The organism is Psychrobacillus sp. BL-248-WT-3 (assembly GCF_012843435.1).
Taxonomy (GTDB): Bacteria; Bacillota; Bacilli; order Bacillales_A; family Planococcaceae; genus Psychrobacillus.
Map to the genome: position 1 here is coordinate 1 of NZ_JABAFC010000030.1, position 17,324 is coordinate 17,324.

The 17,324-nt window shown below is 39.3% G+C and carries 15 protein-coding genes; 3 read left to right on the top strand and 12 right to left on the bottom strand.

Going from position 1 to position 17,324, the window contains the following annotated elements:
• Window positions 1-396 precede the first annotated feature (396 nt).
• The 8 genes from HF876_RS13975 to HF876_RS14010 all read right to left on the bottom strand — a co-directional run bounded on the left by HF876_RS13975 (window position 397) and on the right by HF876_RS14010 (window position 8,053).
• Window positions 397-1,230: an SLAP domain-containing protein gene (locus tag HF876_RS13975; protein WP_169360663.1), complete on the bottom strand. Its 834-nt coding sequence runs from the start codon at window positions 1,228-1,230 to the stop codon at window positions 397-399.
• Window positions 1,231-1,429: 199 nt separating this feature from the next.
• Complete coding sequence (locus tag HF876_RS13980) at window positions 1,430-3,031, bottom strand: class I adenylate-forming enzyme family protein (protein WP_169360664.1); 1,602 nt, start codon at window positions 3,029-3,031, stop codon at window positions 1,430-1,432.
• Between the two features lie 8 nt (window positions 3,032-3,039).
• Window positions 3,040-3,819, bottom strand: coding sequence for an enoyl-CoA hydratase-related protein (locus tag HF876_RS13985; RefSeq protein ID WP_169360665.1), 780 nt, complete (start codon window positions 3,817-3,819; stop codon window positions 3,040-3,042).
• Window positions 3,820-3,830: 11 nt separating this feature from the next.
• Window positions 3,831-4,229: an acyl-CoA thioesterase gene (locus tag HF876_RS13990; protein ID WP_169360666.1), complete on the bottom strand. Its 399-nt coding sequence runs from the start codon at window positions 4,227-4,229 to the stop codon at window positions 3,831-3,833.
• 15 nt (window positions 4,230-4,244) lie between these two features.
• On the bottom strand, window positions 4,245-4,622 hold the full coding sequence (locus tag HF876_RS13995; protein ID WP_169360667.1) for a hypothetical protein: 378 nt from the start codon (window positions 4,620-4,622) through the stop codon (window positions 4,245-4,247).
• Between the two features lie 367 nt (window positions 4,623-4,989).
• The gene (locus tag HF876_RS14000; protein ID WP_169360668.1) at window positions 4,990-5,835 is read right to left on the bottom strand and encodes a 3-hydroxyacyl-CoA dehydrogenase family protein; all 846 of its coding nucleotides are present in this window, start codon (window positions 5,833-5,835) and stop codon (window positions 4,990-4,992) included.
• Between the two features lie 119 nt (window positions 5,836-5,954).
• Window positions 5,955-7,253 (bottom strand): GntP family permease, encoded by a 1,299-nt coding sequence (locus HF876_RS14005; protein WP_169360669.1) that lies wholly within the window; start codon window positions 7,251-7,253, stop codon window positions 5,955-5,957.
• Window positions 7,254-7,282: 29 nt separating this feature from the next.
• A complete protein-coding gene (locus tag HF876_RS14010) occupies window positions 7,283-8,053 on the bottom strand; it encodes an enoyl-CoA hydratase/isomerase family protein (RefSeq protein WP_169360670.1) in 771 nt (256 codons plus the stop codon).
• A 338-nt stretch (window positions 8,054-8,391) separates the two neighbouring features.
• On the opposite strand from HF876_RS14010, the gene HF876_RS14015 reads away from it, so the two are divergent.
• The 3 genes from HF876_RS14015 (at window position 8,392) to HF876_RS14025 (ending at window position 12,218) form a co-directional block, all read left to right on the top strand.
• The gene (locus HF876_RS14015; RefSeq protein WP_169360671.1) at window positions 8,392-9,396 is read left to right on the top strand and encodes a LacI family DNA-binding transcriptional regulator; all 1,005 of its coding nucleotides are present in this window, start codon (window positions 8,392-8,394) and stop codon (window positions 9,394-9,396) included.
• Between the two features lie 215 nt (window positions 9,397-9,611).
• Window positions 9,612-11,033, top strand: coding sequence for an aldehyde dehydrogenase family protein (locus tag HF876_RS14020; protein ID WP_169360672.1), 1,422 nt, complete (start codon window positions 9,612-9,614; stop codon window positions 11,031-11,033).
• Between the two features lie 12 nt (window positions 11,034-11,045).
• A complete protein-coding gene (locus HF876_RS14025; RefSeq protein WP_169360673.1) occupies window positions 11,046-12,218 on the top strand; it encodes an iron-containing alcohol dehydrogenase in 1,173 nt (390 codons plus the stop codon).
• Between the two features lie 11 nt (window positions 12,219-12,229).
• Here HF876_RS14025 and HF876_RS14030 read toward each other — a convergent pair whose 3' ends face one another.
• The 4 genes from HF876_RS14030 to HF876_RS14045 form a co-directional block, all read right to left on the bottom strand.
• Window positions 12,230-12,583: a hypothetical protein gene (locus HF876_RS14030; protein ID WP_169360674.1), complete on the bottom strand. Its 354-nt coding sequence runs from the start codon at window positions 12,581-12,583 to the stop codon at window positions 12,230-12,232.
• Between the two features lie 102 nt (window positions 12,584-12,685).
• A complete protein-coding gene (locus HF876_RS14035) occupies window positions 12,686-14,854 on the bottom strand; it encodes a 5'-nucleotidase C-terminal domain-containing protein (protein ID WP_240949773.1) in 2,169 nt (722 codons plus the stop codon).
• Between the two features lie 288 nt (window positions 14,855-15,142).
• On the bottom strand, window positions 15,143-16,003 hold the full coding sequence (locus HF876_RS14040; protein WP_169360676.1) for a Gfo/Idh/MocA family oxidoreductase: 861 nt from the start codon (window positions 16,001-16,003) through the stop codon (window positions 15,143-15,145).
• A 10-nt stretch (window positions 16,004-16,013) separates the two neighbouring features.
• Window positions 16,014-17,324, bottom strand: a complete 1,311-nt coding sequence (locus tag HF876_RS14045; RefSeq protein WP_169360677.1) for a GGDEF domain-containing protein — start codon at window positions 17,322-17,324, stop codon at window positions 16,014-16,016.

Below are 17,324 nucleotides of genomic sequence, written 5' to 3' on the forward strand. Positions count from 1 at the left end.
ATCCCCTTAACGGATAAAGTAAGTATGTGTTTAGAATAAAGATAGTAATACATTTACACAAAATATTTTACATTCCCGACTATTGTTGTAAATTATGCCGGAATTGTCGTAAATCTAGCTTGACGAGTTGAACTGGATTGCCATTGTAGTAAATTAGACGCTCATTGTAGTAATTTAGCTGCCTATTGTCGTAAATTTTACTTTGATTGTTGTAAATTATGTTTTGATTGTTGTAAATCTTGCTCGCTGAGTAAATGAGCTCATTGCCCTGCATGATTGATATTAATTATTTTACAATATTCTTACAATAAAGGGATTATATCATGAAATTTTGTCGCCAGTTATATCTTTCCCACAAAAAAACTCCCCACCATTGATTGGTGAGGAGTTCTTGGATTAGTTTTGTGGTGTTAGCTGAACATTCCAGCTTGAGAAATCTGGTGATTCTTTTTGGAATACGTTTTTCGGGAAGTGAAGACTTACTGGTCTAGCCTGATGAGATCCTACAGCAAATTGTTCTAATGGGAAGCCTAGTTTTGCAACTACATCGCCTGCCGCGTCTAATAGTTGAACTGGTAGGTTGCTGATAGTGATTTCTTCTTTGTATCCGTTGCGTAGTACTACGTATACCTCGACGCCATCTTCTACTTCTGCAAAGTGAAAGGCATTAACTGATAAGGAGTTTTCTTCCACAGCCTCCATGGAAGCTAATGAAGCTTCAAGTGAAGCAATCTGCTCTGGAGATAGCCCATTAGACCAGTTCTCGTCTAATTGTAATGTAAAATCAGATACAACTGGTTGCTGGTATTCAAATAGTACTTCGAATTCCATTTTGTCTTTGATTTCTTCCTCTGGCACTAGCAAGGAATCCTTGTCGAATTCAAAAATCCAAGGACGTGCTCTTAAAGAGTTTAATAGACCGAATACCTCCATATTGAACTCCTTACGGGCTATATCGTTGCCATCCTTATCTCTAACTACTAATCTAATGACTTCCATATTCAATGTTTTTTGTAGGGAGTGACGAATGATTGCAGTCATAATAAACCCGTTATCATTTTTATGCAATGCCACACCATGGATGTTAATTTGGTTTGGGTCTAATCCCTTAAGCTTATTGTGATAGTATTGGAAAACATAGCGCTCCTGTTGATCTAATTCCCATAGGTCACTGAACTCTAGTATTGTTTTCAATCTATTGGATGTCTTTGGTTGGTTTGGTTTAAACATGAAAACATTCCCTTCAAAATTCGAACTATATAGACATTATATCACAAAGACTACTATGATAATACTAGGTCATTCCTATGTATCTATTAAGTAGTATTGCAGGGATATTTATGTAAATGTGAAGTTGTTGCCTATGAAACAGAAAAAAGAAACCAAAATAGAAGCGTATTCTTATTTTGGTCTCTTAGATTTTATTGAGTTATTCATTTTCTTTTTTCAGCAAACGTCTTAAAATTTTTCCGGAGCTTGTTTTTGGAAGTTCATTGATAAATTCAACTTCACGAGGGTATTTGTATGCGGACATCCTTTCTTTGGCCCACTCAGTTATCTCTTCTTCGGTTGATTGCACTCCTTCTTCAAGGACAATAAATGCTTTGACCGACTCGCCTCTAACCGGGTCCGGAACACCTATAACTGCCACTTGGTTAATCTTTTCATGTTGGGATAGCATTTTTTCCACTTCTTCTGGATAAACACTATAACCAGAGCATTTAATCATTTCTTTTACTCTGCCTAGAAAGTAGAGAAAGCCATCCTCGTCGAACGTTCCAATATCCCCTGTAATAAAGTAATCATGGAAGAAAGATTTTTGTGTCTCCTCTTCTTTTCCTTTATATCCTTTGAAGACACTAGGTCCTTTTACAAGAATCATTCCTTGTTCACCTACTGCTTTATCTAAATGGTAATCTTCAAAATCTACCACTTTAATATCAGTATCAAATGTAGGCTTTCCAACTGAACCATAACGAATGTCGTCAGGCGGAGTCATTGTATTGCCAGTATGAGTTTCACTCATGCCGTATGCAAATTCCATTAGCGGCTTACCTGTTATAGATTCCCATTCGTCTGATATCTCTTTAGATAATTGAACACCAAAACTGGTTACAATGTCTATCTTCAGATTACTAAAATCTATCCCCTTGATAGAAGGTTCCCTCAACATTTGAATATTCATCGGGGTTGTTGTGTATAACACGGTTGCGTTATATTGTTCATATGCTTGAAGCATTCCTTTTGGATCGAAGCGTGTAAGGAGTACGACTGAAGCTCCTACCATCATAGCGCTTAGTAAACCGACTAATTTTCCAGCTATATGGAATATTGGCATGACACTGATATAAGTGTCCTCTTTTGTAAATCCGAAATTCTTGGCTACACAAGCTGCCTGAAATTCTGAGTTTTGAAATGTGAGCATGGCGCCCTTTGGTGAACCGGTAGTACCAGAAGTATAGATGATTAGGCTTACATCTTCAGCCATATCTATTGTTGCATTAACGTCCTTATTATACTGTTCATTCTGTAATATAGAAGACCAGTCATAGGTATCTTCCCATTGATTTTCTATAATCTGTTCTGGAAAATCTGGACAAGGGACGTCTGGCAAATAGTCCTTGTAGCTAGTAATTATTTTGCTCTCGACTTTAGTTTCTTCTTCTATTTTATAAAAAACTTCATATAGATCTGGAGTGGTGAATATAGCCTTTGCTTCCAGGTCATTGAGTTGGTACTTTAGTTCCCATTCTTTAAACATAGGATTACATGGTCCTGCTATTGCTCCTATCTTTTGTATAGCAAAAAATGCAATAACATATTGAGGACAGTTTTGTAGAAAAAGTGCAACAGTATCGCCCTTCGTAATCCCCTGTTCGGTCAAAAAGCTTGCTACACGTTTAATAGAATCCCAAAGCTGCCCATAAGAGATTTCCTTACCATAAAAGTTAATCGCTGTTTTCTCAGGAGTTGTTTTTGCATGCTGCTCAATATATGAATGGATTGGTTTGTTTTGTAGCACTAATTGCATTATAGTTCCTACCTTCCTTTGAAGATTGAATTTCGTTTTTCTATAAATGCTTGTTTTCCCTCGGCATAATCTGCTGTATGATAGGAGGCTAGTGTTGAATATGTTTGTACTTGAAATGCACTTTCTACGGTTAAACTTTCACTATTATGCATAGCCTTTTTCATTAAGCCAATTGCTCTTGTGGCACTTTTCGCTAAATGACTTGCTAGATCCCAAACCTCTTCATCCAATCGCTCTAGCTCAACGTGCTTATACAGCAGTCCCCAGTCATTTGCTTCTTTTGTTCCAAACATCTCACCTAAAAAGAGGTACCGAGCTGCCCTATGATACCCTATACGTTTTTGCAAAAGGTATGTACCTGCAGAAATTCCTCTTAAAACGAAAGGAAGTCCAAACTTGGTTTCGTTCGAAGCAATGATAAAATCTGCCGCTAATGCAATTTCACATCCTGCTCCCAATGCATATTTATGTGCCTTCACTATAATGGGTTTTTCTAAATTTTTCATAGCTAAAACCACAGCAGGATAACCATCAGAGTACTCGGTCAGTTTATCGGTAGGATTTGGATTTTTGTCTGTTCCCATATCAACAAGATCGTCACCTGCACAAAACGTCTTGCCTGTTCCTTCTATTATAATTACACGTACGTTATCGTCTTTTTTCGTTTCATTTAAGCAGGAAATAAGGTCTGCAATCATATCATTATCTAATGCATTTAAGGCTGTCGGTCGATTAAGTATAATCCTTGCTATATTATCTTCTACTTTGTATATAACTTTTGAGTCCACTGGATTCCCTCCTATTGCTCGTTATACAGATGTTTCACGAGCTCTTCTCTTATACTGTCAGGAATAACCTCACTCTTGTTTTCCTGTACATTATAGTTAACGTATATTGTAGTTGCTTGAACAGTTAGTTTATCTCCCTGCCATATTTCTTCATAAAGCTCTAGACTCGTGTTACCTATACGTTTTACCCAACATTTAACTTCTACATCTTCTCCAAAGTAAATTTGGGCCTTGTATTCTACCGTAGTTTTAACGATAATCATTTTCCAGTTACTAAAGTTAAGATCAGGAGTGAATAAAGAGAAAAGCTTGTTTCTACCACCTTCTAGCCAAACTGGTACTGTGGTGTTATTTATATGACCTACTCCGTCTGTTTCCGAAACTCGTGGTTCTATTATTGTTAAATACATTGTCTGCTCCCCCTTCTATATTTTATTGTTCAACATAACCCCCCATATCCCCTCTGCAACTGTCTGATTATCTGCAAAAAGTTCAATATGAATATCATATACATATCTCTTTTTAATCTGTTTATCAAAATGAATACAGTACTTAAGGGAAATCGTTTCACCAATCTCTACCTGTTTATTAAATTTCCATTTTTGACTCACTACCGCTACTAAATAGTCCTCTAGGTTAATTGTTCTGTTTAATATCCCAATCCCAACCATTACAAGCAGACGGTTATCTACATAATCTATGGATTTTAACTTTTCATCACTTAATAATGAATGAAATAGAGCAACATCTGTTTGAAAAATTGTTCGTTCAATAGGAGTTATTAATTGTTTAATAAAACTCAAAGCTATTATATCCTCCCTTTATCACAGAAGATTAGGGATCCTTCCATAACCATTTCCTCTTCCAGTTTATAAACGTGAAAACTTAAGAGTTCACCTTTTAACTCATAAATAACATAAATTTTATCGCCTACGGTGACACTTCTCTTATAGGAACTTTCAAATTCAAGTATATGAGTAAAAGGTGATTCCTGTTTTTCTATTAGACAGATTGCTAGATTAAAGATAGTGTCACCGTGCAAAATAAAGTGTCTAAAGCTAGAGTTTTCCATGAAGGGCTTATTGGAATGTAAATTTAAATCACCTTCCCATATCATAGGCAGCAACAGATGATATTCTGTGATTTCTAGCTGATTAGTTTGTTTCTTCATCAGTTATATTCGTAGAACCCTTTGCCAGATTTTCTACCTAGCTTACCGGCCTCCACCATTCTTTTAAGTAGAGGACATGGTCGATATTTAGAATCTCCAAAACCTTCGTAAAGACTTTCAAGTGCATATAAAGTTGTATCCAATCCACATTCATCAGCTAGGCGTAATGGCCCTATTGGATGGTTAGCGCCTAGCTTCAATCCCCGATCTACCTCTTCGGGATCTGTCCCCTCCATGACTAAAAATGCTGCCTCATTCATCATCGGTAATAAAATTCGATTGACGATGAATCCGGGATAATCCTGTGCAATCACTGTTTCTTTATTGATAAACCTTCCAAATTCCTTTACTCTATTTAGAGTCTCTTCGGAGGTTTCTATGGATGTAATAATTTCTAATAGTTTCATAATAGGAACCGGGCTGAAAAAATGCATACCAATTACTTTATCTGGTCTACTGGTTACTGATCCAATTGCAGCGATTGATAAGGACGACGTATTACTTGCCAATATAGCATTTGGTTGTACAATCTCATCAAGCTGCTTAAAAACATGTTGCTTTAATTCTAGTCTTTCAGGGACTGCTTCAATGACTAACTCTACATCTTTCCCATCAGAGATATTAGTTGAATATTGGATAGAAGCGTTTATTCTCTGTTCATCCTTGATTGTGTATCGTTCTCTCTTCAACATAGATTGAATGCTTTTATCGATAAAGTTTTTACCTTTGTTTAAGTCTTCCTCTGAGCGATCGGTTAAAATTACTGGTACACCGGCTAGAGCAAAGGCTTGAGCGATACCGCTTCCCATTAGACCTGCCCCTACAATCATTACCTTCTTCTCCATTTGTTTCGCCTCACTTCCTATAAGTTATTCGTTGATAAGAATGTTTTTACAGTTATTGCTCCCCCATGTGCCTCTGCCTCTACAACTATAGTGTCCGCTCATTTAAGAAAACTCACTTGTTAAGGAAATAGGGTAAATAAAATTACCGCAAGCGCAGTTGCACACATTGTAAGCACTACGGCCATCAAGGCGACTGCAGGATAAGCTCGCTTAAAGGTTTCATGACTGATATTTCGAATGGTAGTAACGATATATCCATTATGAGGTAAAGAAGCAAGACCATCAGATGCCATTACGGAAACTCTATGAAGCGCTCCTGGATCTACTCCCATATTCAAATAGATTGGTGCCAAAATTGGAAGTGAAATTCCTAAACCACCGGACGCTGACCCTGTCAATCCAGCTATTAAATTGATACAAATAGCCATACTTAGCAATGGTGGGCCAGGTATTTCTAATACTGTTTCTACTATTTGATTGAATCCAGTCGTTAAGGCTGCAACCTTACCAAAGGCTATAACAGCACTGGTGTTACATATAGCGACGATTGCATCATTAGAACCCTTCCCTAACACTTCCCAGAAACCAGTGATAAACTTGAACATTGTCAAACAAGCAACGACTATTGCGCCTAATAGAGCTAGGATAGCAGCAGTATTGGCATCAAATAATTGTGAATACGTAACCATTCCGGCTACCACTACAACTACGGGTAACAATGCCACTACAATGTGTGGTAAATTTCTCTTGTTATCTTCATCAGTCTCCACATCTGAGTCGTATTTTTCAAACTTTTCTCCTTTTTTAACCGCATTTCTAATGAGTAGGTGAAGGAAAAAGGTACCTAAAGCAAAGTTAAATGCAGACGCAATCATCCCAATCCAAAATCCCGAATAAGGCGTCGTTCCAAAAAATTCAGTAGGCATGATATTTTGGATTTCAGGTGAACCTGGCAAGAACATAGTAAAGGTAACCGAACCAAATACTAAAGCAGCAGGGATAAATCTCCGTGGTAAATTTGCATTTCTAAACAAAGATACTGCTAATGGATAGACAGCAAAACCTACTACGAATAACGAAACGCCCCCATAAGTCATAATCGCACAAGCCAACACGACTGCCATTACAGCTCCCTTAGGACCAATAAGTTTCATAACCCATTCAGCAATTGCCTCTGCAGCACCTGTTTCTGCCATGACCTTTCCAAAGATAGCCCCTAATAGAAACAGTAAAAAGTATGTTGCAAAATAACCAGTAAATCCTTGCATATAAGTCCCTGTCATAGCTTCAATAATGTCTTGTCCAGAAGTCAGTGCAACAAAAGCACTTGCCGTAACAGCACTGATAATAATGTTAATTCCTTTGACCGTCATATAAATCAGTATTGCTAAACCAATCAACAACATAAATACACTCATCCTACATCCCCCTATCCATTTTTAGACCTCTAAAAAACTGGTTTTCTTTTCTCCATAAAAGCATTTATTCCCTCATAGGCATCCTCGTGATGAAAGGTTTTACAAAAAAGATCCGTTTCCCTTTGGATACCTGCATTAAAAGATTGTTCATATCCATGCTCCATGGAATCTTTAATATTTTTAATAGAATTCAATGATTTCTCAGCTAGCTTTATAGCCATTTGTACTGCTGTATCCATCCCAGATCCAGAAGATATTACCTTGTTGACTAAACCTATTGATAGCGCTTCTTTCGCGCTAATGCTATCTCCAAAAAACATTAATTCCTTAGCTTTTGGAATTCCTATCAGTTTCGGTAATCTTTGTGTTCCACCTCCACCTGGGAAAATTCCAAGGTTGATCTCGGGCAGACCTATTCTCACATGCTCTTCGGCTATCCTAAAATCACAGCTCAGAGCAAGTTCACAGCCCCCACCTAGTGTCAGACCATTCAACATAGCAATAGTTGGCTTTGATAATCTCTCAATATACTGAAAGAGTTGATGATTTAGTGTCACATGCTCCACCATGTCATCTCTTCCAAGCCAGGTAGGAAATTCTTTAATGTCAGCACCTGCCATAAATGCTTTTTGTCCGGCCCCGGTTAATATAATTGACCTTACATCCGTATCTTTCTCCATCTCACTAAATGCCTCTAACAAGCTCCGAGCTACTATACTGCTTAGAACGTTGACCGGTGGATTATCGATTGTTAAAATGGCGACTTTATTGTTTATATTAATTTTAATGAGCTCGCTCATAACAGCACCTTCTCCTTTTGTATTTCCTAAATCTATCAGGGTTATTTTCTTTATAATCTACATATCTCTTTTGTCCTTTCTATGTTATTTTTAATTAATGAATACGTTTACATTTTTGTGTTGACGTTTGCAGAAATAAATATACTTTCTCTTCTGTAAGTTGTCAACATTTTCTGAATTTTTATATTATATCATCCTTACTTTCAAATAATTCCTAAAAGCTCTAATATTTTTTGTGTCTAAATTTTTTATTATGTTAACGTAAAATAGCTATGAAAACATAAAAATTGTATAATTTAATTAGAATATAAAACTATTCTATTTTGGAGGTAATCCCATTGGTATCATCTAAAGATGTAGCAAAGTTAGCTGGAGTTTCACAGGCTACAGTGTCTCGAGTCTTAAATACACCTGAATTAGTAAAGAAGCCAACACTGGAAAAAGTCCAGAGAGCTATTAATGATTTAAACTACATACCTAATGCACAGGCTCGCTCCTTAGTCCAAAATAAGTCTCGGACAATTGCTCTTTTATCTGGACCCTTGCACAATCCTTTTTTTGTGGATACAACCACTGCTATTGTAAATTATGCAAGTCAAATGGATTACCGAATACAAGTACAATTTGTAAATGATTTAAAACTAAATGATGCATATACCATTGCTTTAGAGCATAAGGTGGATGGAATAATACTGTCGTGTATTTTAAAGGACGATCCTATTTTCGAAAAATTAAAGAGGATGAATGTTCCTTTTATCACCTATAACCGTAAGCATCAACACAATGAGTTTTTTGTTGAGATTGATAATTATGAGGCGGGCTATTTGTCTGCAAAACACATGATAGACCAAGGTCACAAGCTGATTGCCTGGATTGGCGGGCCGCAAAACTTTAGTACTTTCCATCATCGTTTCGAGGGTTTTAGTCAAGCACTCAAAGATCATGAGATAATGCTCGATGAAAAATATATTTTTAACACTGATACAACAAGTGCCGACATTTCAGCGTCCTTTTACAAATTGATGAAGCGAGATAACCCACCTACAGCAATTTGTGCTGGTAGTGATTCTCTTGCGCTCAATACGATTGATAGTGCTATACGCATTGGTTTAGTAATACCAAAGGATATTAGTATCATCGGAATAGACAACGTAGATCTCAGCTCTCATGGATCTATCCAACTTACTACTGTAGGCAGTGTTTCAGGGAAGAACCTAGGTTATTTAGCCATTGAAAAACTAATAGATATGATAGAAAATAAAAATAATGGTTGCGTTAAAATTACAGAACCTGTTAAGATATTTCCAAGAAGTACCACAAGTAAATATAAAACAAACTTTTAATAGTTTGTTTTTATTTTGATATACAATGTATGCGTATACATTTCTAATTATTCAGATATGAATACGTAAACATTATACTTCTTTCCTTCAATATAGACAATATAAAATAACTATACAATTTCATTTACTACATCAGTCTTATCATAAGAATTTGCTTGATACAAATGGTAAAGTATTGTTAAAAGAAAAATACTTATCATGAAAGGATGATCGACATGGAAAAAAACTATTATGTAAACGGTGAATGGAAATCTTCTGAAAGATATGCGGAGCTATATTCCCCTCATACGAAAGAGCTTATTGCGAAGATTCCACAGGCAACTCGTGAGGAAGTGGATGAAGCAATTGAAGTGGCACATGGTGCTCGAGAAAAAATGGCAGCTCTGACAGCATTTGAGCGCTCTGCTATATTGGAGCAAATTGCTCAGCTGTTCGCCGTACATCGTGAAGAGGCTGCAAAAATTATTTCATTAGAGGCCGCAAAGCCACTGAAATATGCGTACGGGGAAATTGACCGTACGATTGAAACGTATAAGTTTGCTGCCGAGGAAGCGAAGCGTTTAACCGGCGAGATGATTCCAATGGACGCTGCAAAAAACGGTGCGGATCGATTTGGCTATACGATCGAGGAGCCGATCGGTGTCATCGGAGCGATCACTCCGTTCAACTTCCCACAAAATTTAGTGGCTCATAAAGTAGGACCTGCGATTGCAGCCGGCAATACGATTGTGTTGAAGCCTGCGTCTCAGACTCCACTCTCTGCTCTGTTTTTAGCAGAATTGATAGAACAAACGGCTCTACCAAAAGGCGCTTTTAATGTCGTGACTGGTAGTGGACGCGAGGTTGGAGATGCTTTAGTGGAAAGTGACAAGGTGAAGATGATTACGTTCACCGGCAGTCCTGCTGTAGGGAAAGGAATTCGTAATAAGGCTGGCTTGAAGAAGGTTGCACTGGAGCTTGGCTCTAATGCAGGTTTGATCATCGATAAAAATGTAGACCTTGCTAATGTCGTGCAAAAATGTGTGATGGGTGCCTTCTCTAATCAAGGCCAAGTATGTATTTCCTTACAGCGTACGTATGTGATGGATGAAATCTTCGAGGAGTTTATTGAACAATTTAGTGAGATGACGAAAAAGCTTGTCGTTGGAAGCCCCTTCGATCCAGCTACAGATATATCCGCAATGATCGCCACTTCTGAATCGGAACGTGCTTTGGAATGGGTCGAGGAGGCAGTCGGTCATGGTGCAGAGATTATCACTGGTGGGAAGATTGAAAACGATGTGTTCCAGCCTACGATTTTGAAAAATGTGAATGCGATTTCGAAGGTTTCTTGCCAGGAGGTATTTGCTCCGATCGTCGGCGTGAGTCGCATTTCTTCTATTGAAGAAGGAATTGAAGCAATCAATGATTCAAGCTTCGGTCTTCAGGCAGGTATTTTCACAAACGATATTAAGACAGCCTTTAAGGCAGCTAAGCTTCTAGAGGTTGGCGGTGTCATGATCAATGACATTCCTACGTATCGTGTGGACCAAATGCCATACGGTGGTGTGAAGGATAGCGGTACCGGTAAGGAAGGTATCAAATACGCAATCCACGAAATGACGGAAACGAAGCTTGTTGTTTGGAATAATCAATAAGGAGTGAGCAGTATGTCAGAAAAAATTACGTTCACACCAATCAGCTACACAGGATGGGATGCTCTATCCCATCTTCTAGCTGAAGTGGAACGCTTTGAAGTGAAGAAAATATTAATCGTCACGGATCCCTTTTTAAAGGATATCGGATTGACGAATCAAGTATCGGAACCACTAGAGTCTGCCGGCTATACAGTAGATATTTATACAGAGGTTGTGCCTGAGCCACCTTTAGCTATCGCAGAAAAGCTAGTTTCCTATACTCGTGAGCATGCCTTTGACATGGTCATCGGTGTTGGCGGCGGGAGTGCGCTCGATTTATCGAAGCTTGCTGGAGTTATCGCTTCTCATGAAGGAAATGTGGCGGATTACTTGAATTTAACTGGTACAAAGCAAATTACTCATAAAGGTCTACCGACGATTTTAATCCCTACTACCTCTGGGACAGGATCTGAGGTTACGAATATCTCTGTGCTATCTTTAGAGACTACTAAGGACGTTGTGACACATGATTATTTATTGGCTGACGTAGCAATTGTCGATCCAGCGTTGACTGTTTCATTGCCTCCGAAGGTTACTGCTGCTACTGGAGTTGATGCACTTACCCATGCAGTCGAGGCGTATATTTCAAAAAACGCTAGTCCTGTATCAGACGCGTTGGCATTGCAGGCCATTCGTTTAATCAGCAATTCCATTCGTACCGCTGTATCGAACGGTCAAGACAAACAAGCTCGTACCGATATGAGCTACGGCAGCTATCTAGCCGGCCTTGCCTTCTTCAACGCAGGAGTTGCTGGTATTCATGCACTCGCGTATCCACTAGGAGGTCAGTTCCATATCGCTCACGGAGATTCCAACGCCGTCCTGCTCCCTTATGTCATGGGCTACATACGCAAAAGCTGCGAAAAACGCATGAAAGATATTTACGAAGCAATGGGCTTCAGCTCTAGTAATCTATCTCAGGAGGAAGCATCCTATAAATGCGTCGCTGAGCTAAAGAGATTAGTAGAAGACGTAGGAATCCCTTCTACCCTACAAGGCTTCGAGATTCCAGAAAACGCCTTAGAAAGCTTGACGGAAGACGCAACAAAACAGAAGCGCATTTTGGCTCGTAGTCCGCTGGAGCTAGGAAAAGACGAGATCGCTGCGATTTACCGAGCAGCTTTTGATGGAGAGATTGTGGAGTAGATTTGTTTTGGTTAGTCCCTGTGCCGGTTGGTGGCATGGGGATTTTTTTGTGGAGCAAGGGGTTTTCCCTTTTGTGCAAGGTTTTCGTCCGTCTCTGCAAGGTTTTCGTCCATTTCTGCAAGGTTCTCTCCCGTCTCCGCAAGGTTCTCTTCCGTCTCTGCAAGGTTCTCCCGTCTCTGCAAGGTTCTCCCGTCTCTGCAAGGTTTTCGTCCGTCTCTGCAAGGTTCTCTCCCGTCTCCGCAAGGTTCTCTCTCATCTCTGCAAGGTTCTACCGTCTCCGCAAGGTTCTTTCCCGTCTCCGCAAGGTTCTCTCTCATCTCTGCAAGGTTCTCCTCTATCTCCGCAAGGTTCTGCCGTCTCTGCAAGGTTCTCTCTCATCTCTGCAAGGTTCACTCCCATCTCTGCAAGGTTCTACCGTCCCATATTAAAAACACTCATCCGGGATTTTCGAATGAGTGTTAGATCAATTATTTTAGTAAGTCAATATATCGACTGTACACGTATCCTTTTTTCCCTTTGTAGGAAATGACATACCAGCCTTTTTCATTGCCAAGTACTTCTACTTCTTTGTTTTTAGCAATGGTTCCTAGCACTTTTCCGCTGTTTGCTGGTTGAGCGCGGACATTTAAATGGTAAGCTGTTACCTTTCCTTTTGGTACTTCCGGCTTAGTTACAGCTGGTTTTTTATTATCTTGAGGTGTTGGCTTTACTGGCTTTACTGGTTTAACTGGTTTATCTTTGTCCTTTGGTGCTTCTGGTTTATTCAATGCTTTAGCTAAAGCTAAATAGAATTCACCTGTTGTTTTTACTTTTGCAAATTGTGCGGAGTCCACTTTAGCTTTTGTTGATAGCTCTTTTATTTCCTGCTGTGTAATTGCATCCTTTACATTGATGGATGCGATATTCGTGTACTTCCCATCTTCCGTTGTAGGTACTGTTAGGATTCCTTTATTGACTAGTTCTACAACTGCTTTACGTGCTGGAGATTTTGTATCTACACCGACGATTTTCCAGTTGCTTTGAATGGTTGGTTTATATTCGCCTTTCATCTCGTCCTTTAAATATCTAATGGCAAGATTGCGAATGGTACCACCAGTTTCACCATAGGCACTTTCATCCTTGGAGGACCAGGTCATATTAAACTTACGCCCTTCTAACGCTTGTCCTTTAGATAGAAGAAAGTCCATTCTATATGCATTCATCCCTATTGTTAAGCGATCCTCTGCTTTAATCGGCGTTCCGTCTAGCTTTTTAAGGTTTTTAATACGTTTTCCCGGTGCCTCGGATAAGTCGATATCGTATTTAACATTACCGAAGAAGTCATTTGTACTGTATTTGGAAGCACGGCGAGTTTTATCAAAGCTTACTGTCACGTCTCCATCACGCGTACTATTGAAATACCCAACTGCCCATTCCATATAATCCTTTAAGTCTTTTCCTGTTACTTCATAGACAGAAACTTCTCCACCAGCAAACTGGTAGTTGTATGCAATGTCTTTTTTCTTGATAGGTCCAACATTTAAAGAAGCTTTGTCATTATCTATCTGATGAGCTACCACATCTGCATTACTATAATGAAGCATCACCTCATGGAAAAAGTCCGACAAAGGTGTTTCTTGGACTTGTACTGCTGGGATACCCTCTATTTCATTTGGAGGAACAAGGTTTGTCCCTTTTAATTGTGCGACCACGACATTTGCGTCTGCTCGCGCGAACTCATGGTAAGGCTGCAATAATTTTTCCAGCTCTTCATCCGACTTAACAGTAGTTCCGTCTGCCGCTTTCACTGGAATTGTGGAAGCACCCTTATCCTTTAGTGTTAACTTTTCCCCATCCTTGGAGAAGGTTAAATCAATTCTTGAAATATGTGTACCATATTTTGCAGGCTCGGTAATTACAACGCCATTTACATTTTCATTGTTAATCAACACATGGTTATGCCCTGCAAAAATACCAGCTAGCTCTGGCACTGCATTTGCAATGTCCATTACGCCTGTTCCAGGATTACCGTTTTCATTTTCAAGACCCATATGTAAAAGACCAATCATTACATCTACTTTACCTTCTAGCTCTTTCACCGCTTTTTTTGTTTCCTCTACTGGATCCTTGACGACTAGACCCTCTAGATGATCCGTACCCTTTTCATACTGTGTTATTAATGGAGTGACCATCCCAATGATTCCAACCTTTACTCCATCACGTTCGATAATTGTATAAGCAGGTAAAAAACGTTCCCCATTTTCCTTGTATACATTACCTGCAAGTTTAGGCCCTTTGAATTGACTAGAAACCTTGTCTAACACATCTAAACCAAAGTTAAATTCATGGTTACCAAAAGTCCATGCCTCATAGCCCATCGCATTAATCGCTTGTGTCATAGGAGATAACGGCTGATCGTTGAATAGCTCTGCAGAATTATCCTGTATCAAATCCCCATTATCCAATAAAATGGTGTTTGGATTCTCTGCTCGCACTTGCTTGATAATGGTATATAACTGCGTTAGACTCCCGCTTACATTCGGACCATCTATCGCATAATCCCATGGCATAAACCGACCATGAATATCAGAAGTCGCAAGAAGGGTAATATCAATATCTTTCTCTTCTGCATGTACAGGAAGTTGTTTTAGAAACATTCCATTCCCTAATAATAAAACCACAACTAAAAAACTTGCTACAATCCTTTTCCCACTAAACAAATTTTCTCCCCCTTGATTAAAGTTCATTTTTTATAACTTTATTATTATATCATTCGGAATAATCGTAAGAATACTATTTTTCTTTTAAAATTTAAACTTTTCCAAGCCTAAAACACGAATGATTAGTATAAAAAAATGAATTTTATATGCTTTTTAATTAACCACCTAATATCTAAGTCTCTCTAAAAAACACCACTCAAGACTAGCTTGAATAGTGTTTTTATCTTACAATCCCTTATTAATCTCCTCAATAATCCGTACAATCTCAGCTGTCTCCTCTAAAGAAACAGCACCCACCCCTGTTTCAAAAAATTCTACCATATGCTCAACCAGGCCAGCGTAAAAAGGTTTCTCTTCTTCCCATAGCTTCAATGTTTGTACATCATCTGCGGAGTGTAATACTGCTCCAAAACGGTTGTGCCATTCGGTTTCTCCTCGAATGATGAGATGTCGACCATCCTTGTAGGTCAGATGAACATGGTGGCAATCAGCCTTTTGCTCGACCCCCACCTTTTCCACGCCTGTCCCGAAAAGAGTGACCGCCATTTCGACGAGGTGGATACCGTACCAGAAGTATCCGGTTAGCTGTTCCTGCATGGGGGTTGGTCCATAGAAATAGCCACTGCTCCAGTCTACTGACCCTTTGACCGCCATAACCGACTCTGAAAAACGTAGGGCAGAGGAGCTCATGACAGGTGTACCATGATTTTTGCTCAGTCTAATCACCTCTGCCATTTCCTTGCTGCTCATGACGACTGGCTTATCAATAAACACCGGCTTAACATAAGGCACAATTTCCTTGAACCATTCTAGATGATTACGCCCATCAACTGTCCCTATAATGACGGCGTCTACTTCACTCATTAATTCCTCAACTGTGTCTACCTCTGCTACACCGTATTTCTTGATGACAATTTGATAGAAGTCAGTAAATCTACTTGAGCTAATTGCTAAATCCTCCGAGAATGTCGGGATAACATGGGTAATGGTCGCACCTTGTACATGATGGGGATCATCTTGGTTATTTAGTAATCTGGTGAATATTTCACTATGTGAAGTGTCTAGTCCTATCAATCCAATTTTCATAGAGTCCCTCCTAGCTTTCGGTTGTTACGAGTGCGAATACTTGTCTTGGTCTTCCGCGCTTTGAAATTTTCTCCATCCCGATAATTTTGATGAGCTCTGCGTCCAACCAGGATTGGATAATTCGGTGGGCGCTTCTTGGTGTGATGCCTAAAATAGAAGAAAGCTCATGTGCCGTGAATTCATTTTCCTTCTTGCGCTTGATGACGGCCATTGTCTTTTGGATGTTTGCTGCACTCATGCCGATATGCTCTGCTTTACTTATTAACAGCTGATCCGTCACTGTGAGTGGATATTTCATCGGGACAATCAAATCGATTGGTCCAAAGACGCTGCGGTCCTCGCGAACGATAAAGCAGCAGCCCCCTCCATTCTCCTGCGCCTGAATGAGTGCCACCCTTGCATGCGATCCTGCCTCGAGCGCTGAAAAACCGAAGCCGACTCCTATTGATAAAGACACCTCCAGCTTTTTCTTCATCTCATCGACAATTGGCAAGTATTTATAGCCCTCCGTAATCCGCTCGAAAATCCCTCGATTTGTGATAAATACATACTCACTGCTGCTAAGTGCAATCAGATAACCATTAATTTGATCGGCAAATTGAAGAAGCATACGGTGTATGGCATGATTTCGAGTATGTACCTGCTGCTCGGACATAAATTCACTCGCATCACTGGAATTTTCGATAAAAATTCGACCTACTATTATTTGCATCTCTTTTTGTTTTCGTTGATTGGTTGCGAGTAGCATTCGTTCAATTGCCACAATAATGTCCTGGTCTGTAGGCTTTAGCCATTCGTTTATAATATTCATCTCGGATAGCTGCTCACTAACTAGCTTGAGACTAGTAATGACAACCGTATTAGGGTTCTCTTCTACATTCCGTAGATGGAAATTCACCACGTCATCTTTGTTTTCCATATAGACGATTTCTTGGAAATTTTGATACGTAAACGTTTCCTCTAAATTATTTTTAATGAGCTCCATGTAGTTGTCTTGTATACCGTCCAGACTAATGTTCATGAAATTTTGCTTGCTCTTTAGCTTGTACAGAGACTGATAGAGTCCTGCGCCCTTTAGTGGAATATAGAAGGCAGGTGTCTCTATCGGTATGTCTTCCTTTGCAACTAAATAAGGGATTCTTCCCGAATAAAACAAGCAATCCACCTTGTCCAATAGCTCAGTTGTCAGCTTCCTTGCATCTTTTATTTCATCGGATAAACGGAAAATCGGTTGGATATTCGGAAAAAGTCCAAAGCATCTAACCATCGTCTCGCGAATCCATTGGGGCCCTATAACTCCCACCTTTATGTTTGTCTCCAT

What these genes read in the sequence shown, in the direction of transcription:
- HF876_RS13975 (WP_169360663.1), bottom strand. Translation starts at nt 1,230, where the DNA reads ATGTTTAAACCAAACCAACCAAAGACATCCAATAGATTGAAAACAATA.
- HF876_RS13980 (WP_169360664.1), bottom strand. Translation starts at nt 3,031, where the DNA reads ATGCAATTAGTGCTACAAAACAAACCAATCCATTCATATATTGAGCAG.
- HF876_RS13990 (WP_169360666.1), bottom strand. Translation starts at nt 4,229, where the DNA reads ATGTATTTAACAATAATAGAACCACGAGTTTCGGAAACAGACGGAGTA.
- HF876_RS14000 (WP_169360668.1), bottom strand. Translation starts at nt 5,835, where the DNA reads ATGGAGAAGAAGGTAATGATTGTAGGGGCAGGTCTAATGGGAAGCGGT.
- HF876_RS14005 (WP_169360669.1), bottom strand. Translation starts at nt 7,253, where the DNA reads ATGAGTGTATTTATGTTGTTGATTGGTTTAGCAATACTGATTTATATG.
- HF876_RS14010 (WP_169360670.1), bottom strand. Translation starts at nt 8,053, where the DNA reads ATGAGCGAGCTCATTAAAATTAATATAAACAATAAAGTCGCCATTTTA.
- HF876_RS14020 (WP_169360672.1), top strand. Translation starts at nt 9,612, where the DNA reads ATGGAAAAAAACTATTATGTAAACGGTGAATGGAAATCTTCTGAAAGA.
- HF876_RS14025 (WP_169360673.1), top strand. Translation starts at nt 11,046, where the DNA reads ATGTCAGAAAAAATTACGTTCACACCAATCAGCTACACAGGATGGGAT.
- HF876_RS14035 (WP_240949773.1), bottom strand. Translation starts at nt 14,854, where the DNA reads ATGTTTCTAAAACAACTTCCTGTACATGCAGAAGAGAAAGATATTGAT.
- HF876_RS14040 (WP_169360676.1), bottom strand. Translation starts at nt 16,003, where the DNA reads ATGAAAATTGGATTGATAGGACTAGACACTTCACATAGTGAAATATTC.
- HF876_RS14045 (WP_169360677.1), bottom strand. Translation starts at nt 17,324, where the DNA reads ATGGAGACAAACATAAAGGTGGGAGTTATAGGGCCCCAATGGATTCGC.